This is a genomic window from Rodentibacter mrazii (genome assembly GCF_001998825.1).
GTDB lineage: Bacteria > Pseudomonadota > Gammaproteobacteria > Enterobacterales > Pasteurellaceae > Rodentibacter > Rodentibacter mrazii.
Map to the genome: position 1 here is coordinate 27,602 of NZ_MLHG01000023.1, position 16,719 is coordinate 44,320.

The window sequence follows — 16,719 nt, forward strand, 5'->3', positions numbered from 1 at the left end:
CTGATCTCAGATGCTCTTTTTCACTTTAAGGGAGAAATAAAATGTTAGTTGAAAATCCAAAGGATAAAAAAGTGCAAGATGCAGAATTTTCTTCATTTTCCCAAACTTCACAGCCGGTGTTGGCGAGCCGTTTTAAACGCTGGCTTGCCAGTTTGATTAATAACGTGCTGTCATGGGTTATACTTGTTATTGGATTTATGTTTGGGGATTTTATCGGCTTATTATCTACCCTGTTGTGTTTAGGTTTGCAAATTTATTTTATCAAGACCTATGGACAAACTATTGCAAAACGTTGGTTGGGGTTACGAGTGCTGGATTATCAAAGCCAACAACCGTTAACCTTTGGTAAATATATTGGGCGGGAAGCCATTGATTTTTTATTTGCGTGGACGAGTTTTTTGATCATTATCAGTGGGATTGTTGCGCTTATACGTGATGATCGTCGCTCTTTAACCGATTTAGTCATTGGTACTGTGGTAGTTCAAGACGAAAAATAATGAATTATCGACAATGGCTGGAGCAAGCCTCAGAAACTTTAAATCAAGCCAATCCTTATGAGAACGGTAAAAATGAGGCGTTGATTTTATTACAACAAGTTACCGGTAAATCCCGTACGCAAATTTTAGCCTTTGATGAAACCGAGATTGATGAAAAAGTGCGGTCAAATTTAACCGCACTTTTAGCTCGTCGTTTAAAAGGTGAGCCCATCGCCTATATTTTGGGTGAAAAAGAATTTTGGTCATTGCCGTTAAATGTATCGAAAGAAACATTAATTCCCCGCCCCGATACGGAAATTTTAGTGGAATCCGCTTTACAGATTGCGAAGGAAAAACTTCAAGAAAATCCACCGTACTTTGGCATATTGGATCTTGGCACGGGAACAGGGGCGATTGCTTTGGCCTTGGCATCAGAATTACGACCAATTTGTGAAAAACAACAGACCGAATTAAACATTATTGGGGTGGATTTGATCCCCGAGGTGGTGGAATTGGCAAAATCCAATGCAGAAAAAAATCAGCTTAGTGTGGTTTTTTTACAAAGCAAATGGTTTGAAAAGGTAGAAGGGAAGTTTGATTTGATTGTGAGTAATCCTCCCTATATTGATGAAAAAGATGAACACTTAACACAAGGTGATGTGCGTTTTGAGCCGCTGTCCGCTTTAGTAGCGGAAGAAAATGGATATGCGGATTTACGCCATATTATTGAGCAAGCACCACATTATTTAACGGAAAATGGCGTATTGCTGCTTGAGCATGGTTGGCAACAGGGGCAAAAAGTGCGGTCTATTTTTCAGGAGAATTTTTGGCAAGCGGTTGAAACGGTGCGTGATTATGGCGACAATGAACGCGTAACATACGGTTTTTGGAAGAGATGATGAAATATAATAGACGTGCATTGTTCGATCAATTTGTCCGTTTTTATCATGTTATTTTTGATAATTACGGGGAATCAAAGGTCGCAATTCGAGGAAAAATGGGGGCTTTGGTACGCAAAGCACGCCGTGAAATTTCACCGGATTGGTCGGTTGAAGTGCGTATTCAGCGTTTATTGCAGCTGGTTTATCGAGATTGGGGCTTTCATTGCGATCCGAATAATTATTTCCGTTCAAGAAATCTGTATTTGCCTTATATCTTAGAATATCGAGAAGGAATGCCGGTAAGCCTCGGTGCGATAATCTTATATCTCGCGGAAGCGTTGGATTTACCGATATATCCTGTCAATTTTCCAACGCAGCTTATTTTACGTGTGGAAATTGATGACAAGGTAATATTTATTGATCCTTGGAACGGTAACTCTATTTCTCAAGAAAAATTACAACAGCTTTATGAAGGCGCTTTTGGTTTCGGTGCGCAAATTCAGCCGGAAGAACTTGAGCGTGCGGATCTCCAGCTCCTTTTTTCTCGTTTTGAGCAGCTTGCCAAAAATGCACTCATTCGCGAAGAACATAATGATATGGCGTTTCGCTATATTGAATCACTGGTTCATCGTTCTGACGATCCCTATAATATCCGCGACCGCGGTTTAGTGCTGGCACAAATGGGGGCATATCCTACCGCACTGAAAGATTTAGAATATTTTGTTGATAAATGTCCGCAAGATCCGACATCAACGTTCATTCGTACACAACTTTCAGAACTTAAAAATGAGCTTGAACAAGCTCCTTACGCTATTCATTAATAAGGAAAACTTATGCAAAATAAAATTGTAAAAATCGGTCATATTGATGTTGCAAACCACAAGCCTTTTGTACTTTTCGGCGGAATGAATGTACTTGAAAGTCGTGATATGGCGATGCAAGTGTGTGAAGCCTATGTCAAGGTTACCGAAAAACTTAACGTACCTTATGTGTTTAAGGCGTCTTTTGACAAAGCCAACCGTTCGTCTATTCATTCATATCGCGGGCCGGGTATGGAAGAAGGTTTAAAAATATTCCAAGAATTGAAGGCAACATTCGGTGTAAAAATCATCACGGATGTACATGAAATTTACCAATGTCAGCCCGTAGCAGATGTAGTGGATGTAATTCAACTTCCGGCGTTTTTAGCCCGTCAAACGGATTTGGTCGAAGCGATGGCACGCACTGGGGCGGTGATCAATGTGAAAAAACCGCAATTTTTAAGCCCTGGTCAAATGGGTAATATTGTGGAAAAAATCGAAGAGTGTGGTAATGATCAGGTGATTCTCTGTGATCGCGGGACTAACTTCGGTTATGATAATCTCATCGTGGATATGCTTGGTTTCAGTGTAATGAAAAAAGTTTCTAAGGGTAACCCTGTGATTTTTGATGTTACGCATTCATTACAATGTCGTGATCCATTCGGTGCAGCATCTGGTGGTCGTCGCGAGCAAGTCACGGAACTTGCCCGTTCAGGCTTGGCAGTGGGAATTGCTGGTTTATTTTTAGAGGCCCACCCGAATCCGAATCAAGCAAAATGTGATGGCCCATCAGCCTTACCGTTGTCAGCTTTGGAAGGTTTTGTGTCACAAATGAAAGCCATTGACGATTTAGTCAAATCTTTTCCTGAATTGGATACATCAATTTAATGGCGGAGTGCGGTTAAAAACACGAATATTTTTGACCGCGCTTTTTTTAAATAAAAAAGGAGAACATTATGCAAATCGTATTTTTAGACAGTACCGCTATTCCAAAACATATTCCTATTCCTCGCCCAAATTTTGAGCATGAATGGGTTGAATATCCCCATACTTCCGCCACCCAAACTATTGAACGGGCAAAAGATGCAGATATTGTGATTACCAGTAAAGTGATTTTTGATCGCAAGACACTCGAGCAATTGCCGAAACTTAAACTTATTGCAATTACTGCGACGGGAACCAATAATGTTGATTTAATTGTGGCAAAAGAATTAGGGGTTGAAGTCAAAAATGTGACAGGGTATTCAAGCGTCACTGTACCGGAACACGTAATGGGGTTGATTTTCTCCTTAAAACACAGTCTTGCCGGTTGGTTGCGTGATCAGACTTCAGCTAAATGGGGAGAAAGCCAACAGTTTTGTTACTTTGATTATCCGATTACCGATGTGCGGGGTTCTACCCTTGGGATCGTAGGAAAAGGTTGCTTAGGCTCGGAAGTTGGGCGTTTGGCACAGGCACTGGGAATGAATGTGCTTTATGCAGAACATAAAGATGCTACAACTTGCCGTGAGGGTTATACGCCTTTTAATGAGGTCTTAAAGCAAGCGGATATTTTGACTTTACATTGCCCATTAACGCAAACAACAGAAAATTTAATCAATGCAGAAACCCTGTCACAAATGAAAAAAGGGGCATTTTTAATCAATACAGGACGTGGACCTTTAGTAGATGAAAGCGCTTTATTAAACGCATTAACAAGTGGACATCTGGGCGGAGCTGCGTTAGATGTGATGATTAAAGAGCCACCAGAAAAAGACAATCCGTTGATTCTTGCAGCAAAAAACATGCCAAACTTAATTATTACTCCTCACATTGCGTGGGCAAGTGATAGTGCGGTGACGACATTAGTGAAAAAAGTAACGCAAAATATGGAAGATTTTGTGGCGCAGTTAAACCAAAAGTAATATGAATTTACCCATTTCTCTTTATATTGCCTTGCGTTATTGGCGAGCGAAAAGTGCGGATCGTTTTGGACGATTAGTGACGAGCCTCGCCAGTTTAGGCATTGTGTTAGGTGTGATGGCATTGATTATTGTACTTTCGGTGATGAATGGATTGGAGGGGTATCAAAAGCAACAAGTGCTTTCCTCCATTCCCCATGCTATTGTTAGTCAAACACAACCGATTTCGACAAAAAAACCGTTGGAAAATCTACCGCACTTTGTGCAAAAAGCCGTGCCGATTAACACCACAAAAGTGATTTATCAAACAGCCAAAGGCGTGAGTGCCGGGCAGGTGATTGGTGTACAAGCCTTTTCTGATGATCCCTTATTGGAAAGCCAAGATCGTGTTCCTTTTGAAACTTTATTGCCTGCCGGTGAGTTTAAATTGATAATTGGCAATCAGTTGGCACAAAAACTCGATGTAAATGTCGGCGATAAAATTCGTTTAATGATTACGGAAAATAGCCAATATACCCCCTTTGGACGGGTGCCGATGCAGCGTTTATTTACCGTGAGCGAAATTTATTTTGATTATAGTGAAGCGTCCGCTTATCAAGCCTTTGCCAATTTATCGGATATTGGGCGATTAATGCGTATTCAACCGGAAGAGGCACAGGGCTATCGCTTGTTCTTGACCGATCCTTTTTTAATTACTGAATTACCCGCCTATTTTCCTCAGCAACAAATTACCGATTGGCGGGTACAAAAAGGCGAATTTTTCCAAGCCGTGCGTATGGAAAAAAATATGATGGGGTTATTGATTAGCCTGATCATTGTCGTGGCGATTTCCAATATCGTTACCTCTTTGAGCCTAATGGTGGTAGATAAACAAGGGGAGATCGCCATTTTGCAAACTCAAGGGTTAACGAAATCGAAAGTGCGTTCGGTATTTATTTACCAAGGCTTATTGGTGGGATTGGTTGGTACGTTGGTTGGGGTGATATTGGGCATATCGATCACATTAAATCTGACAGAGATCATAAGTGCGGTCAATCCGAACGGTGTTTTTTTACCCACTGCACTAGAACCTTGGCAAATTTGCCTTGTCACTGCGTTCTCTCTTTTATTATCTTTATTATCAACTATTTATCCTGCTTATCGTGCGGCAAAAACCGAGCCGGCGGAGGCATTGAGATATGAATAGCAAAATGATAAATAAAGGATAAAATGATGAACGAACAACAACTTTTGGCTTTTGATCATCAGCATATTTGGCACCCCTATTCTTCAATTTATTCTGATATGCCCCTGTATGCCGTTGAAAGTGCTGATGGTGTGAAGATTACACTCAAAAATGGGCAAACCTTAATTGATGGCATGTCCTCTTGGTGGGCGGCATTACATGGTTATAATCACCCGCGTTTAAATGCCGCTGCACAAAATCAATTAGCTCGCATGAGCCACATTATGTTTGGTGGTTTTACCCATGCACCAGCGGTAGAATTAGCACAATTATTGGTAAAGGTACTACCATCGGGACTGGATAAAATCTTTTTTGCCGATAGTGGTTCGGTCGCCGTTGAAGTCGCAATGAAAATGGCTATTCAATACCAATATGCGAAAGGTGAGCTACAGCGACAAAAATTTGCCACAGTTCGTTCCGGTTATCATGGAGATACTTGGAATGCGATGTCGGTTTGTGATCCTACAACCGGTATGCATCATCTCTTTCATCATAGTTTACCTGTTCAATATTTTTTACCTCAACCTTCCGTCACATTTAATGAGCCTTGGGATGAACGTGCCATTGTCCCTCTTGCCAATTTATTGCAAACCCATCATCAAGAAATTGCCGCTTTAATTTTAGAACCGATCGTGCAAGGGGCTGGGGGAATGTATTTTTATTCACCTGAATACCTTGTTAAAGCGCAGGAATTATGCCAAAAATACGGTGTTTTGTTGATTTTCGATGAAATTGCCACCGGTTTCGGGCGTACCGGTAAATTATTTGCCGCAGAGTATGCAGGGATTGCTCCTGATATTATGTGCATTGGCAAAGCCTTGACAGGCGGTTATTTAACCTTAGCGGCAAGCATCACAACAGAAACCATTGCGGAAGTAATATGTAGCGGTGAAGCGAAATGTTTTATGCATGGCCCGACTTTTATGGCAAATCCTTTGGCTTGTGCGATTGCGGCAGAGTCTGTTCGTTTATTGTTGGAAAGTCCATGGCAAGCGAGAGTCCGGCATATTGAAAACGTATTACATCAACAGCTTTCGCCATTGGCAGAAAAACATTATGTGAAAGAGGTAAGAGTGTTAGGGGCAATTGGCGTCGTCGAAATGCGTAATGAAGTGAATATGAAAACCCTGGTTCCTCGTTTTGTGGAAAATGGCGTGTGGATTCGCCCTTTTGGAAAATTGGTTTATGTCATGCCGCCTTTTATTATTCAAGATGAAGAATTAACCCAGCTGACGGAAGGTATGATGAATGCCTTAAGACAAGAATATGAGCAATAAGGAATAAAATGGACGATTTTCAAAAGCAATTAGCCTCGCTAAAAAGTATCAATCAATATCGTTCAGTTTCTTACTTAACGCACTATGGGCGTTATATTGAACGAGATAATCGGCGTATGCTGAATATGTCGTCGAATGATTATCTCGGATTGGCATCAAATGAAACCTTACAGCGTGCTTTTTTTCAGCAATACGGTAAGGATTTGCCTGCGCTAACCAGTTCATCATCCCGTTTATTAACAGGTAATTTCCCTATTTATAATGATCTTGAAGAACTTATTTCTCGCCAATTTCAGCGAGAGAACTGTTTATTATTTAACAGTGGCTACCATGCTAATCTGGGTATTTTACCGGCATTAACCACCTCTAAAAGTTTAATCTTGGCGGATAAATTGGTGCATGCCAGCATTATTGATGGCATTCGATTAAGTCAGTGCAAATTTTTTCGTTATCGTCATCATGATTATGATCATCTACGACAACTTTTAGAAAAAAACGCCGATAAATTTGACCGCACTTTTATTGTGACTGAATCTGTGTTTAGTATGGATGGCGATGTGGCAGATTTAGCTGAATTAGTCAAATTGAAAAAGCAGTTTCCTCATGTTTATCTTTATGTGGATGAAGCTCACGCTATTGGTGTCTATGGCGAAAAGGGATTAGGTATTGCAGAACAAGCCGGAGTGATTACCGATATTGATTTATTGGTGGGGACTTTTGGCAAAGCATTAGCGTCAATGGGGGCTTATGTTATTTGCGATCAAGTGATAAAAGAGATCTTAATTAACCAAATGCGTCCATTGATTTTTTCGACAGCACTACCTCCACTTAATGTGGCGTGGACTTATTTTCTCTTTGAAAAATTGCCACAATTTCGGCAAAAAAGACAACACCTCAATGAATTAAGTGCTTTTTTACGTAATGAAGTGGCACGTCGAACGGGGAATATGCCTAGTTCGACCTGTATCGTGCCTTATATTCTCGGTGATAATGAAGCAACACTGATGACAGCACACAGGCTTCAGCAACAAGGCTATTATTGTTTACCAATTCGCCCGCCAACGGTACCAAAAGGCACATCAAGAATACGTTTATCCGTCACGGCAGATATGACAAAAGAAGAAATCACAGAATTTATCACCTATTTATAGGCAAAAAATGAAAATAAAATTTGAAGATCATCAGGCTCAGAATTTGCTGGTTTATTTTGCCGGTTGGGGAACACCTATCTCTGCGGTTTCTCATTTAGTGATGCCTGAAAATTATGATTTATTGATTTGCTATGATTATCAAGATCTTTCCTTAGATTTTGATTTTTCAGGCTATCAGAAAATTCGCTTAGTGGCGTGGTCGATGGGCGTATGGGTGGCAGAAAGGGCATTACAAGGCACTCCGCTTGAATCTGCAACCGCAGTCAATGGAACCGGTTTACCTTGTGATGATCAGGCGGGTATCCCTTTTACTATTTTTAAAGGCACGCTAGATAATTTAAATGAAACCACAAGGGCAAAGTTTGAACGTAGAATTTGTGGTGATAAGACTAATCTGGCATTTTATCATTCGATGCCTGCACGGGATTTTCAAGAAATTCAACAAGAATTGACCGCACTTTTTCATGCGATTGAGCAAGATCAACGCACGGATTTAATTCAGTGGACAAAGGCGATTATCGGATGTAAGGATAAAATTTTTTCACCTGAAAACCAACGACATTATTGGTGTACCCGCTGTGAGATTAATGAGATAGAAGGGGAACATTATTTATTTTCCCATCTAACACATTGGGCGCAACTATGGAATTAGCGCTAAAACTTATTGAAAAACAACGTATTCGGCAGCATTTTGATAAAGCTCTTGATAGCTATGATGAGCATGCTTGGATACAAGAGAAAATCAACCGGAAGCTACTTTCCCACATAACAGCCCGTTTGCCGACGTCTTCACTTGAAAGTGTGTTAGAGCTTGGCTGTGGCACAGGGCAATTAAGCGAAGGGTTACAACAACATATTCATGCTAATTATTGGATGTTTAACGATCTTTGTGATGTTAAAGAGCGATTAAAGAAAAGGTTATCTCAACCCTTTGCATTTTATTGTGGTGATGCCGAGCAATTTCCGTTTAACCGCTCATATGATTTGATTGTGAGTGCCTCTGCCGTACAATGGTTTCATCATCAGTCATTATTTATTGAACATTGTAAAAAAGGATTAAAGCGAAATGGTTTGCTGGCGATAGCAACGTTTGGTCAGGAGAATTTGTATGAAATTCGAGCCTTAACCAATATTGGACTGGTTTACCCGAAGCTATCTGATTGGAAAAAGTGGCTACAAGATGATTTTGAATTGCTGTATGCCGAAACCATTACAGAAGAACTGTATTTCCCAACCCCATTTGATGTACTAAAACACCTTAAGAAAACTGGGGTGACAGCAACAGGACAAGGCACTTGGACAAAACAAAAATTACAGATATTTATCGACCGGTACCAACGATGTTTTTCCTTATCCGACAAACAAGTGAGACTGACTTATCAACCGCTATGGATTATTGCACGATACAAATGATAAAGAGAAAATGATGGGAAAAGTGATATTTATTTCCGGTATTGATACCGATGTAGGCAAAACCATTGCAACGGGGCTTTATGCCAGAGAACTTATGAATCAAGGCTTTTCTGTGATTACGCAAAAAATGATTCAGACCGGTTGTCGGGCGTTTTCCGATGATTTGTTAGTGCATCGTAAAATTCAAAAAATCGATCTGACCGAAGACGATCTCAATGGTACAACTTGCCCTTATCTCTTTGAATACCCTTGCTCCCCCCATTTAGCGGCAAAACAGGAGGGGAGGCTCATTGAGGCAGAAAAGATTGAAAAATCGACCGCACTTTTGGCAAAAAAATATGACTATGTATTGCTTGAAGGTGCGGGTGGATTGATGGTGCCTTACCATAATTGGGAAACCACATTGGATTATATTCAAAATCAAGGTTATCCATTGGTACTGGTAACATCGGGAAAGCTCGGGAGTATTAATCATACATTGTTAAGCTTAGAAGCCTGCAAAACACGAAATATTAATGTGCGGCGTGTGCTATATAATCTTTATCCGGAATATGATCCGATAATTTCGGAAGAAACACAGCGATATTTAAAACATTACCTTGCGCAATTTTTTCCCCACACACAATTTGAATCTTTTGGAAAAATAGCGATTTAATTAGGGGTAACTAGAATTGAAGAGAGAAACCGGCTCACATTGCCATTGTTTATCTCAATTAATTTATTCTCAAATATAGCCAAAATATGAGTAAAAAATGAATCAGTATTTATTAGAATGTCAAAACATCAACAAATTCTATCAAGAAGGCGATAACCAAACTCAAGTGCTAAAAGGGGTGTCTTTTGCCATGCAACCGAATGAATTGGTGGCGATTGTGGGCAGTTCGGGTTCCGGAAAAAGTACGTTGTTGCATACCCTAGGCGGTTTAGATCAGCCAAGTAGTGGGGAAGTGTTTATTAAAGGGCAGTCACTCCAAAAGGCATCTGAGTCGGAATTGGCAAAATTGCGAAATCAAAATTTGGGCTTTGTGTATCAATTTCACCACCTAATGGCGGATTTTTCAGCCCTTGAAAATGTCATGATGCCGCTATTAATTGGTCGCCAAAATAAAACAGAAGCGAAAGACCGTGCAGAAAAAATGCTCAATGCAGTGGGATTAAGCCATCGCATTTCTCATCGCCCCTCTGCACTTTCAGGAGGCGAACGCCAGCGCGTTGCCATTGCCCGTGCATTAGTGAATCATCCCGCTTTAGTGCTGGCAGATGAACCGACGGGAAATTTGGACCATAAAACAACGGAAAGCATTTTCGAGTTAATTCAAACTTTAAATCAGGAACAAAATATCGCTTTCTTGCTCGTTACCCATGATATGGGATTAGCTGAAAAATTATCCCGCCGTCTTACGATGCAAGATGGGGTATTAAGGGAAGGCGTAGAATGAATACTCCGTTTTTTATTAGTTGGCGTTATCAGCGTGGTAAGCAGAAAAATCCTTTGGTGGCATTGATTGCCAAATTTTCGGCAATCGGTATTGCTTTGGGTGTGGCAGTGTTGATTGTCGGTTTGAGTGCGATGAACGGTTTTGAGCGGGAACTAAATCAACGCATTTTAGCCGTAGTTCCTCATGCTGAAATTATTGTGAGTGAAAATAGTCATGAGAAAACGATTAATCATTGGCAAAATCTTGCAACACGTTTAAAAACAAATGAAAAAATCACCGCACTTTCCCCTTTTGTGAGTTTTACGGCATTGGTTGAAAACGGCAGTAAACTGAAAGTGGTACAGGTAAAAGGCGTGGATAAAAGCGCACAAGATCAGGTGAGCTCACTAGGAAAGTTTGTCGAGGAGAATGGCTGGCAACAGTTTGAAAAAGAAGGTGGGTTAGTGCTCGGTTTTGGTATCGCAAAAGAGTTGGAGGTCAAAGAAGGAGATTGGGTTTCCTTACTGATTTCACAACCAAATGGAGAAGAGCAGCTATCCCAACCTCATCGTGAGCGGGTTCAGGTGAGCGGCATTTTGCGTTTAGATGGACAACTTGATCACAGTTATGCTTTGCTTTCACTTCCACAAGCCCAAGAATTATTGGGTTATCGGGCAGATCAAATTACTGGGGTAGAGCTTAAAGTGGCTGATCCTTTTACCGTTCAAGAGATAAATTATTCCGAGTTGAGTGATTATCCGCAGCTGCTTTATGTACAAAACTGGATTGCCAAATTCGGTTATATGTATCGTGATATTCAGCTTATTCGCACCGTGATGTATATTGCCATGGTACTTGTGATCGGGGTTGCCTGTTTCAATATTGTTTCCACCTTGATTATGGCAGTGAAAGATAAGCAAGGCGATATTGCTATTATGCGCACACTGGGTGCAAATAATGGATTTATTAAACGAATTTTTATCTGGTACGGCTTGCAAGCAGGGATGAAAGGGTGTTTAATAGGCATCGTTCTTGGCGTAATTTTGGCGTTGAATTTAACCTCGCTTATTCAAGGCTTAGAATATTTACTCGGAAAGAAATTGCTATCGGACGGCATTTATTTTGTCGATTTTCTTCCTAGCGAGCTTCATTGGCAAGATGTTTTGTTAGTTTTAGTGGCGGCGTTAGTCTTAAGTCTCTTGGCGAGCCTTTATCCGGCAAGCCGGGCAGCCAAACTTCAACCGGCTCGGGTATTGAGTAGTCATTAAACACGTGTTGAATATTTTTCAATGAACTAGTTTACTAGTACAAAAAATGAGTGTAGAGTATTTGCAATTTTCAAACACAACATTTTAACAATTATAAGAGAGTGATGTATGACGAAAGAAAAAATTGAAATCATCGTGGCAAATGATGATACACGTATCGAAAAAGTCGATCAGGTTTTACCCCCAATCGCGTTATTAGAAAAATTTCCGGCAAGTGAAGAAGCTGCCACATTAGTTAAACAAACCCGCCAAGAGGCACATAATATTATTCATGGCAAAGATGATCGATTATTAGTGATTATCGGTCCATGTTCCATTCATGATCCTAAAGCGGCACTTGAATATGCCAATCGTTTAAAACCTTTACGTGAAAAATACAAAGACAGTCTAGAAATTATTATGCGTGTTTATTTTGAAAAACCGCGTACTACAGTAGGTTGGAAAGGTTTGATCAATGACCCTTACTTAAACGATACTTATCGTTTGAATGACGGTTTACGCATTGCCCGTAAACTGCTCTCTGATATTAATAATCTTGGTGTACCGTCCGCCGGCGAGTTTTTAGATATGATTACACCGCAATATGTGGCGGATTTTATGAGCTGGGGAGCAATCGGTGCACGTACCACCGAATCACAGGTTCACCGTGAATTGGCTTCCGGTTTATCTTGTGCGGTCGGCTTCAAAAATGCCACAAATGGTGGCGTAAAAGTGGCATTAGATGCGATTGGTTCTGCAGAGGCACCCCATTATTTCTTATCAGTCACCAAATTTGGTCATTCTGCCATTGTTTCCACCAAAGGAAATGAAGACTGCCATATTATTTTACGTGGTGGAGATAAAGGCCCGAATTATAGTGCCGAGTATGTGGAAAAAGTCTGTGCAGATATTGAAAAAACCGGTCGTATTCCGCATGTTATGGTGGATTTTAGCCATGCCAATAGTAGTAAACAATTTAAAAAACAAATGGAAGTTTGTGAAGATGTCAGCAAACAAATCGCCGGCGGTTCAAAAAAAATCTTTGGCGTGATGGTTGAAAGCCACTTAGTTGAAGGTCGTCAAGATTTGGTTAATGGCAAAGCCGCTACTTACGGACAGAGTATCACTGATGCTTGTATCGGTTGGGAAGATACGGAGCTCTTACTCAAGCAGCTGTCTGATGCGGTGATTGCACGTCGCAACGTCAACGCATAGTTTTAATTTCATTTCAGTGTATAAGGGCGAGTTTTTCGCCCTTTTTTCTTATTCGTGGTTAATTCATCGCAATGCGAATTCAGTGGTCTTTAATGTGTTTTATCAAAGTATTTATTGCGTTAAAAGTGCGGTTGGTTTTAAATGAGAAAATATTTGTGTATTAAGGAATCTCATTTTTTATGAAATTTGATGAGCTGGCTCTGTCAGACAGTCGGGCAAAACCGGATTTGGTTGCAGGCATTATCCAAATAGAAAAAGGGAATTATCTGGATTTTATCGTTGATCGTCCGGAAGGTATGAAAGGATATATGTTACAACTCACTACCTTCGGACATGGAAAAGTGTTTGATGGAAAGCAATTTTTTTCAGTTAAACGAGGGCAACTTGTATTGTTTCCACCGAATACGCTTCAGCATTACTATCGCCAATCCGAATGTCAATATTGGCATTATAAATGGATTTATTTTCATCCCAAACCACAGTGGCTAAAATGGTTGAATTGGACAAATTGCAGGGAAAATATCGGGCGTATTGCCATTAATGAAATGCTTTCTTTCCAAGAAATTAGTCAACTTTTCAGTAAAATTGCACAAGAATCTGAGTCAAATGATTTACTTAATAAAGAAATGAGCTCTGGTTTGTTGGAATATTTACTGATGAAATGTATTTCAGTGGAAAATATCAAAGAGGTTTCGCAAATTGATAGCAGAATATTAAAGGTTTGCGATCTAATTTTAGAAAATTTGTCACAAAATTGGAGTGTTGAATATTTTGCTAATCAGGTCTTTTTATCTGAGTCTCGTCTTTCACATTTATTTAAACAATCTCTAGGAATTGGTTTGATTCAATGGCGTGAACAGCAACGTATTAGCGAGGCGAAAAAATTGCTTTACTTCTCGAGTTTACCAGTCCATAAAATTGCAAAGTCCTTAGGTTATGAGGATTCTCTGTACTTTTCAAAAATTTTCAAAAAACATACCGCACTTTCGCCCTCTCAATTTCGTGTTGGTGAGTTGAGTGGTGAAATTAAAATGTGATCCATTTCTCACTTTATTGGCTGTAGCGGATTTTTCCATATTCTTAACAGAAAGTTACCTATGCTTTTTGAATTAAATTACTAAGATATTTAATAGCCTTAATTGCTGTTGTAAGTTAAGGAATTATTCATTTTATGAGGAAAATCTTATGAAAAAGCCAACATTCAAACATTTCTTACTTTCCGGTCTTTTTACATTTGCTTGTTGCAGTTCAGCGATTGCAAGTGATGTGGTAAATATTTCAAAAATTGATGGTATGCCTTGGTTTAACCGTATGGCTGAAGGGGTTGTTCAAGCGGGCAAAGATAATCATATTAATGCTTATCAGGTGGGGCCATCAAATACCGATGCTCCTCAGCAGGTGAAATTAATTGAAGATTTAATCGCTAAGAAAGTCAGTGCGATTTCTATTGTACCTAATGATGCCAGTGCATTAGAACCCATACTGAAAAAGGCCAAACAAAACGGTATTGTTATATTAACTAATGAATCGGTTGGTCAACCGAGTGCTGACTGGGATATTGAAATTATTGATAATACCCAATTTGCAGCGGATTATGTTGAAGAGGTGGCAAAATCATTAGGCGGCAAAGGGGGGTATGTACTCTATGTCGGGAGTTTAACCGTTCCGCAACATAACCTTTGGGCGGATCTTTTTGTGAAATATCAAAAACAACATTATCCAGATATGTTTGAGGTAACTAGCAGAATGCCGGTGGCAGAGAATATTAATGATGCCCGTCGTACGACGATTGATTTAGTAAAAGCTCATCCTGATCTTAAAGCGGTCATTTCTTTCGGTTCACAAGGTCCGATTGGAGCAGGGCTCGCAGTAAAAGAAAAACGATTAAAAGGTAAGTTAAATGTTTTCGGTATGATGATTCCTTCACAAGCCGCTTCTTTAATTAAGAGCGGTAATATTACAATGGGGATTACTTATGATCCGGCGAATGCAGGCTATGCTTTAGCAGCAGTAGCGGCAAAAGTATTGAAAGGAGAAAAAATTGAAGAGGGATTGGTCATTCCAAATGTTGGCCAAGCTAAAGTAGATCAAGAGAGAAAACTATTGCAATTCCACAACGTATTGAAGGTAACTCAAGAAAATATAGATAACCTATATTAACTAAAATTCTACCGGGTTCTTTTGAACCCGGTTTCCGCTAAAGGAGATTATATGTCTTTTATTTCAATGCGTAATATTAGTAAAACCTTTAATGGCGTAAAAGCCTTAAATCAGGTTGAATTATCATTAAATTATGGCGAAGCACTTTGTTTAGCTGGGCAAAACGGCTGTGGAAAATCAACATTAATTAAGATTTTATCAGGGGTTTATCAACCGGATCGGGGCGCGGAAATTCAGATTGGCGCAAGTCAATACGATAAATTAACACCGGAAGAATCTATTAACAAAGGTATTCAAGTTATCTATCAGGATTTATCTCTTTTTCCTAACTTGAGTGTTGCAGAGAATATTGCGATGAATGCGTATCGCCAATTCGGTTGGGTGAGTTCACAAAAAATACGAGAAATTGCCCGCCAAGCAATTGATAGCATTAATGCGGATTTGAATTTAGATGCTCTTGTTGAGGATCTACCTATTGCTCGACAACAATTGGTTGCGATTTGTCGGGCATTGGCACAAAACGCTAAATTGTTAATTATGGATGAACCGACGGCTTCATTAACCGCAAAGGAAGTCAATCATCTACTTGATGTAGTGATTAAGCTAAAAAGTAAAGGAATTAGTATTATTTTTGTCAGCCATCGATTAAAAGAAGTGATGAGGGTATCTGACAGCGTATTAGTTCTGAAAGACGGTAATATGGTGGGTAAATATCCTATTAAAGAGATGGATGAAAAGCGTTTGGCTTTTCTTATGAGTGGATTGGAAATCAATAAAGTGCGGTTAAATTTGCCGGATTTTTCACAATATCCGACAGTACTTGATGTAAGACACCTGACCCGAGAGCATCAATACCGGAATATTAATTTTTCCATTAAAAAAGGAGAGATTGTGTCTTTAGTCGGTTTACTCGGTGCCGGTAGAACGGAACTTTGTCTGAGTTTATTCGGTATTACACAGCCAACGAGTGGGGAATGTTATTTAAACGGCGAACCAACAAAAATTAACAATAACCGTGAGGCAATTGCAAAAGGGATTGTTTATGTTTCGGAAGATCGAATGAATACCGGCTTGATTATGCAAGAATCTATTCATCATAATATTATTTCAACCATATTTAAGCGCATTATTAATCCTTTTGGAATTATTCAATCACATAAAGCCCGTCAATATACAAATCAACTTATTCAGTCATTAAAAATTAAAGTATCGGATCCTGATCTTCCGGTTAATACATTATCAGGTGGTAATGCTCAGCGGGTTTCTATTGCCAAGTGGTTGGCAATCAACCCTAAAGTGATTATTTTAGACTCACCCACTATCGGTGTCGATGTTGCTAATAAAGAGGGGATTTTTCAAATTATTCAATCTCTTGCAGAACAAGGCATTACTGTTATTTTTGTGACCGATGAAATAGAAGAAGCCTATTATTATAGTCATCGTATATTGGTTATGAAAAAAGGGGAAATCATTGCAGAATTTATGCCGTCAAATTGTACTGAGCAAGATATCGAGGAACTGGTCTATGAAAAATACGAACAATAAAATCCTATTT

Annotated in this window: 17 protein-coding genes; all 17 read left to right on the forward strand. The window is 39.7% G+C overall.

What is annotated here, in order from left to right; all coding sequences use genetic code 11:
• Window positions 1-41 precede the first annotated feature (41 nt).
• The 17 genes from BKK47_RS04485 (at window position 42) to BKK47_RS04565 (ending at window position 16,709) form a co-directional block, all read left to right on the forward strand.
• Window positions 42-497, forward strand: coding sequence for an RDD family protein (locus BKK47_RS04485; protein WP_077493703.1), 456 nt, complete (start codon window positions 42-44; stop codon window positions 495-497).
• Window positions 497-1,375: a peptide chain release factor N(5)-glutamine methyltransferase gene (gene prmC, locus BKK47_RS04490; protein WP_077493704.1), complete on the forward strand. Its 879-nt coding sequence runs from the start codon at window positions 497-499 to the stop codon at window positions 1,373-1,375. Before BKK47_RS04485 ends, prmC begins: the two co-directional genes overlap by 1 nt.
• Window positions 1,375-2,178: a SirB1 family protein gene (locus BKK47_RS04495; RefSeq protein WP_077493705.1), complete on the forward strand. Its 804-nt coding sequence runs from the start codon at window positions 1,375-1,377 to the stop codon at window positions 2,176-2,178. The genes prmC and BKK47_RS04495 overlap by 1 nt, the downstream gene beginning before the upstream one ends.
• A 12-nt stretch (window positions 2,179-2,190) precedes the next feature.
• Window positions 2,191-3,045, forward strand: a complete 855-nt coding sequence (gene kdsA, locus BKK47_RS04500) for a 3-deoxy-8-phosphooctulonate synthase (RefSeq protein WP_077493706.1) — start codon at window positions 2,191-2,193, stop codon at window positions 3,043-3,045.
• A gap of 68 nt (window positions 3,046-3,113) precedes the next feature.
• The gene (locus BKK47_RS04505; protein ID WP_077493708.1) at window positions 3,114-4,061 is read left to right on the forward strand and encodes a 2-hydroxyacid dehydrogenase; all 948 of its coding nucleotides are present in this window, start codon (window positions 3,114-3,116) and stop codon (window positions 4,059-4,061) included.
• A gap of 1 nt (window position 4,062) precedes the next feature.
• The gene (locus tag BKK47_RS04510) at window positions 4,063-5,244 is read left to right on the forward strand and encodes a lipoprotein-releasing ABC transporter permease subunit (protein ID WP_077493709.1); all 1,182 of its coding nucleotides are present in this window, start codon (window positions 4,063-4,065) and stop codon (window positions 5,242-5,244) included.
• Between the two features lie 26 nt (window positions 5,245-5,270).
• A complete protein-coding gene (gene bioA / locus BKK47_RS04515; RefSeq protein ID WP_077493710.1) occupies window positions 5,271-6,560 on the forward strand; it encodes an adenosylmethionine--8-amino-7-oxononanoate transaminase in 1,290 nt (429 codons plus the stop codon).
• An 8-nt stretch (window positions 6,561-6,568) separates the two neighbouring features.
• On the forward strand, window positions 6,569-7,711 hold the full coding sequence (gene bioF, locus BKK47_RS04520; protein ID WP_077493711.1) for an 8-amino-7-oxononanoate synthase: 1,143 nt from the start codon (window positions 6,569-6,571) through the stop codon (window positions 7,709-7,711).
• Window positions 7,712-7,718: 7 nt separating this feature from the next.
• Entirely contained in the window at window positions 7,719-8,363 is a 645-nt protein-coding gene (locus tag BKK47_RS04525; RefSeq protein WP_077493713.1) for a pimeloyl-ACP methyl esterase BioG family protein, read from the forward strand.
• Window positions 8,354-9,124 carry a malonyl-ACP O-methyltransferase BioC gene (gene bioC, locus BKK47_RS04530; protein ID WP_077493714.1) on the forward strand — a complete coding sequence of 257 codons (771 nt, stop codon included), beginning with the start codon at window positions 8,354-8,356 and terminating at the stop codon, window positions 9,122-9,124. The genes BKK47_RS04525 and bioC overlap by 10 nt, the downstream gene beginning before the upstream one ends.
• 13 nt (window positions 9,125-9,137) lie before the next feature.
• Window positions 9,138-9,779: a dethiobiotin synthase gene (gene bioD, locus BKK47_RS04535; protein WP_077493715.1), complete on the forward strand. Its 642-nt coding sequence runs from the start codon at window positions 9,138-9,140 to the stop codon at window positions 9,777-9,779.
• Window positions 9,780-9,876: 97 nt separating this feature from the next.
• Complete coding sequence (gene lolD / locus BKK47_RS04540) at window positions 9,877-10,563, forward strand: lipoprotein-releasing ABC transporter ATP-binding protein LolD (RefSeq protein ID WP_077493717.1); 687 nt, start codon at window positions 9,877-9,879, stop codon at window positions 10,561-10,563.
• Window positions 10,560-11,810 carry a lipoprotein-releasing ABC transporter permease subunit LolE gene (gene lolE, locus BKK47_RS04545; RefSeq protein ID WP_077493718.1) on the forward strand — a complete coding sequence of 417 codons (1,251 nt, stop codon included), beginning with the start codon at window positions 10,560-10,562 and terminating at the stop codon, window positions 11,808-11,810. The genes lolD and lolE overlap by 4 nt, the downstream gene beginning before the upstream one ends.
• A gap of 108 nt (window positions 11,811-11,918) precedes the next feature.
• The gene (aroG, locus tag BKK47_RS04550) at window positions 11,919-13,004 is read left to right on the forward strand and encodes a 3-deoxy-7-phosphoheptulonate synthase AroG (RefSeq protein WP_077493719.1); all 1,086 of its coding nucleotides are present in this window, start codon (window positions 11,919-11,921) and stop codon (window positions 13,002-13,004) included.
• Between the two features lie 179 nt (window positions 13,005-13,183).
• Window positions 13,184-14,041, forward strand: coding sequence for an arabinose operon transcriptional regulator AraC (araC, locus tag BKK47_RS04555; protein WP_077493720.1), 858 nt, complete (start codon window positions 13,184-13,186; stop codon window positions 14,039-14,041).
• Window positions 14,042-14,189: 148 nt separating this feature from the next.
• Window positions 14,190-15,164 (forward strand): substrate-binding domain-containing protein, encoded by a 975-nt coding sequence (locus tag BKK47_RS04560; RefSeq protein WP_077493721.1) that lies wholly within the window; start codon window positions 14,190-14,192, stop codon window positions 15,162-15,164.
• A gap of 51 nt (window positions 15,165-15,215) precedes the next feature.
• Window positions 15,216-16,709 carry a sugar ABC transporter ATP-binding protein gene (locus BKK47_RS04565; RefSeq protein WP_077493722.1) on the forward strand — a complete coding sequence of 498 codons (1,494 nt, stop codon included), beginning with the start codon at window positions 15,216-15,218 and terminating at the stop codon, window positions 16,707-16,709.
• Window positions 16,710-16,719: the final 10 nt, after the last annotated feature.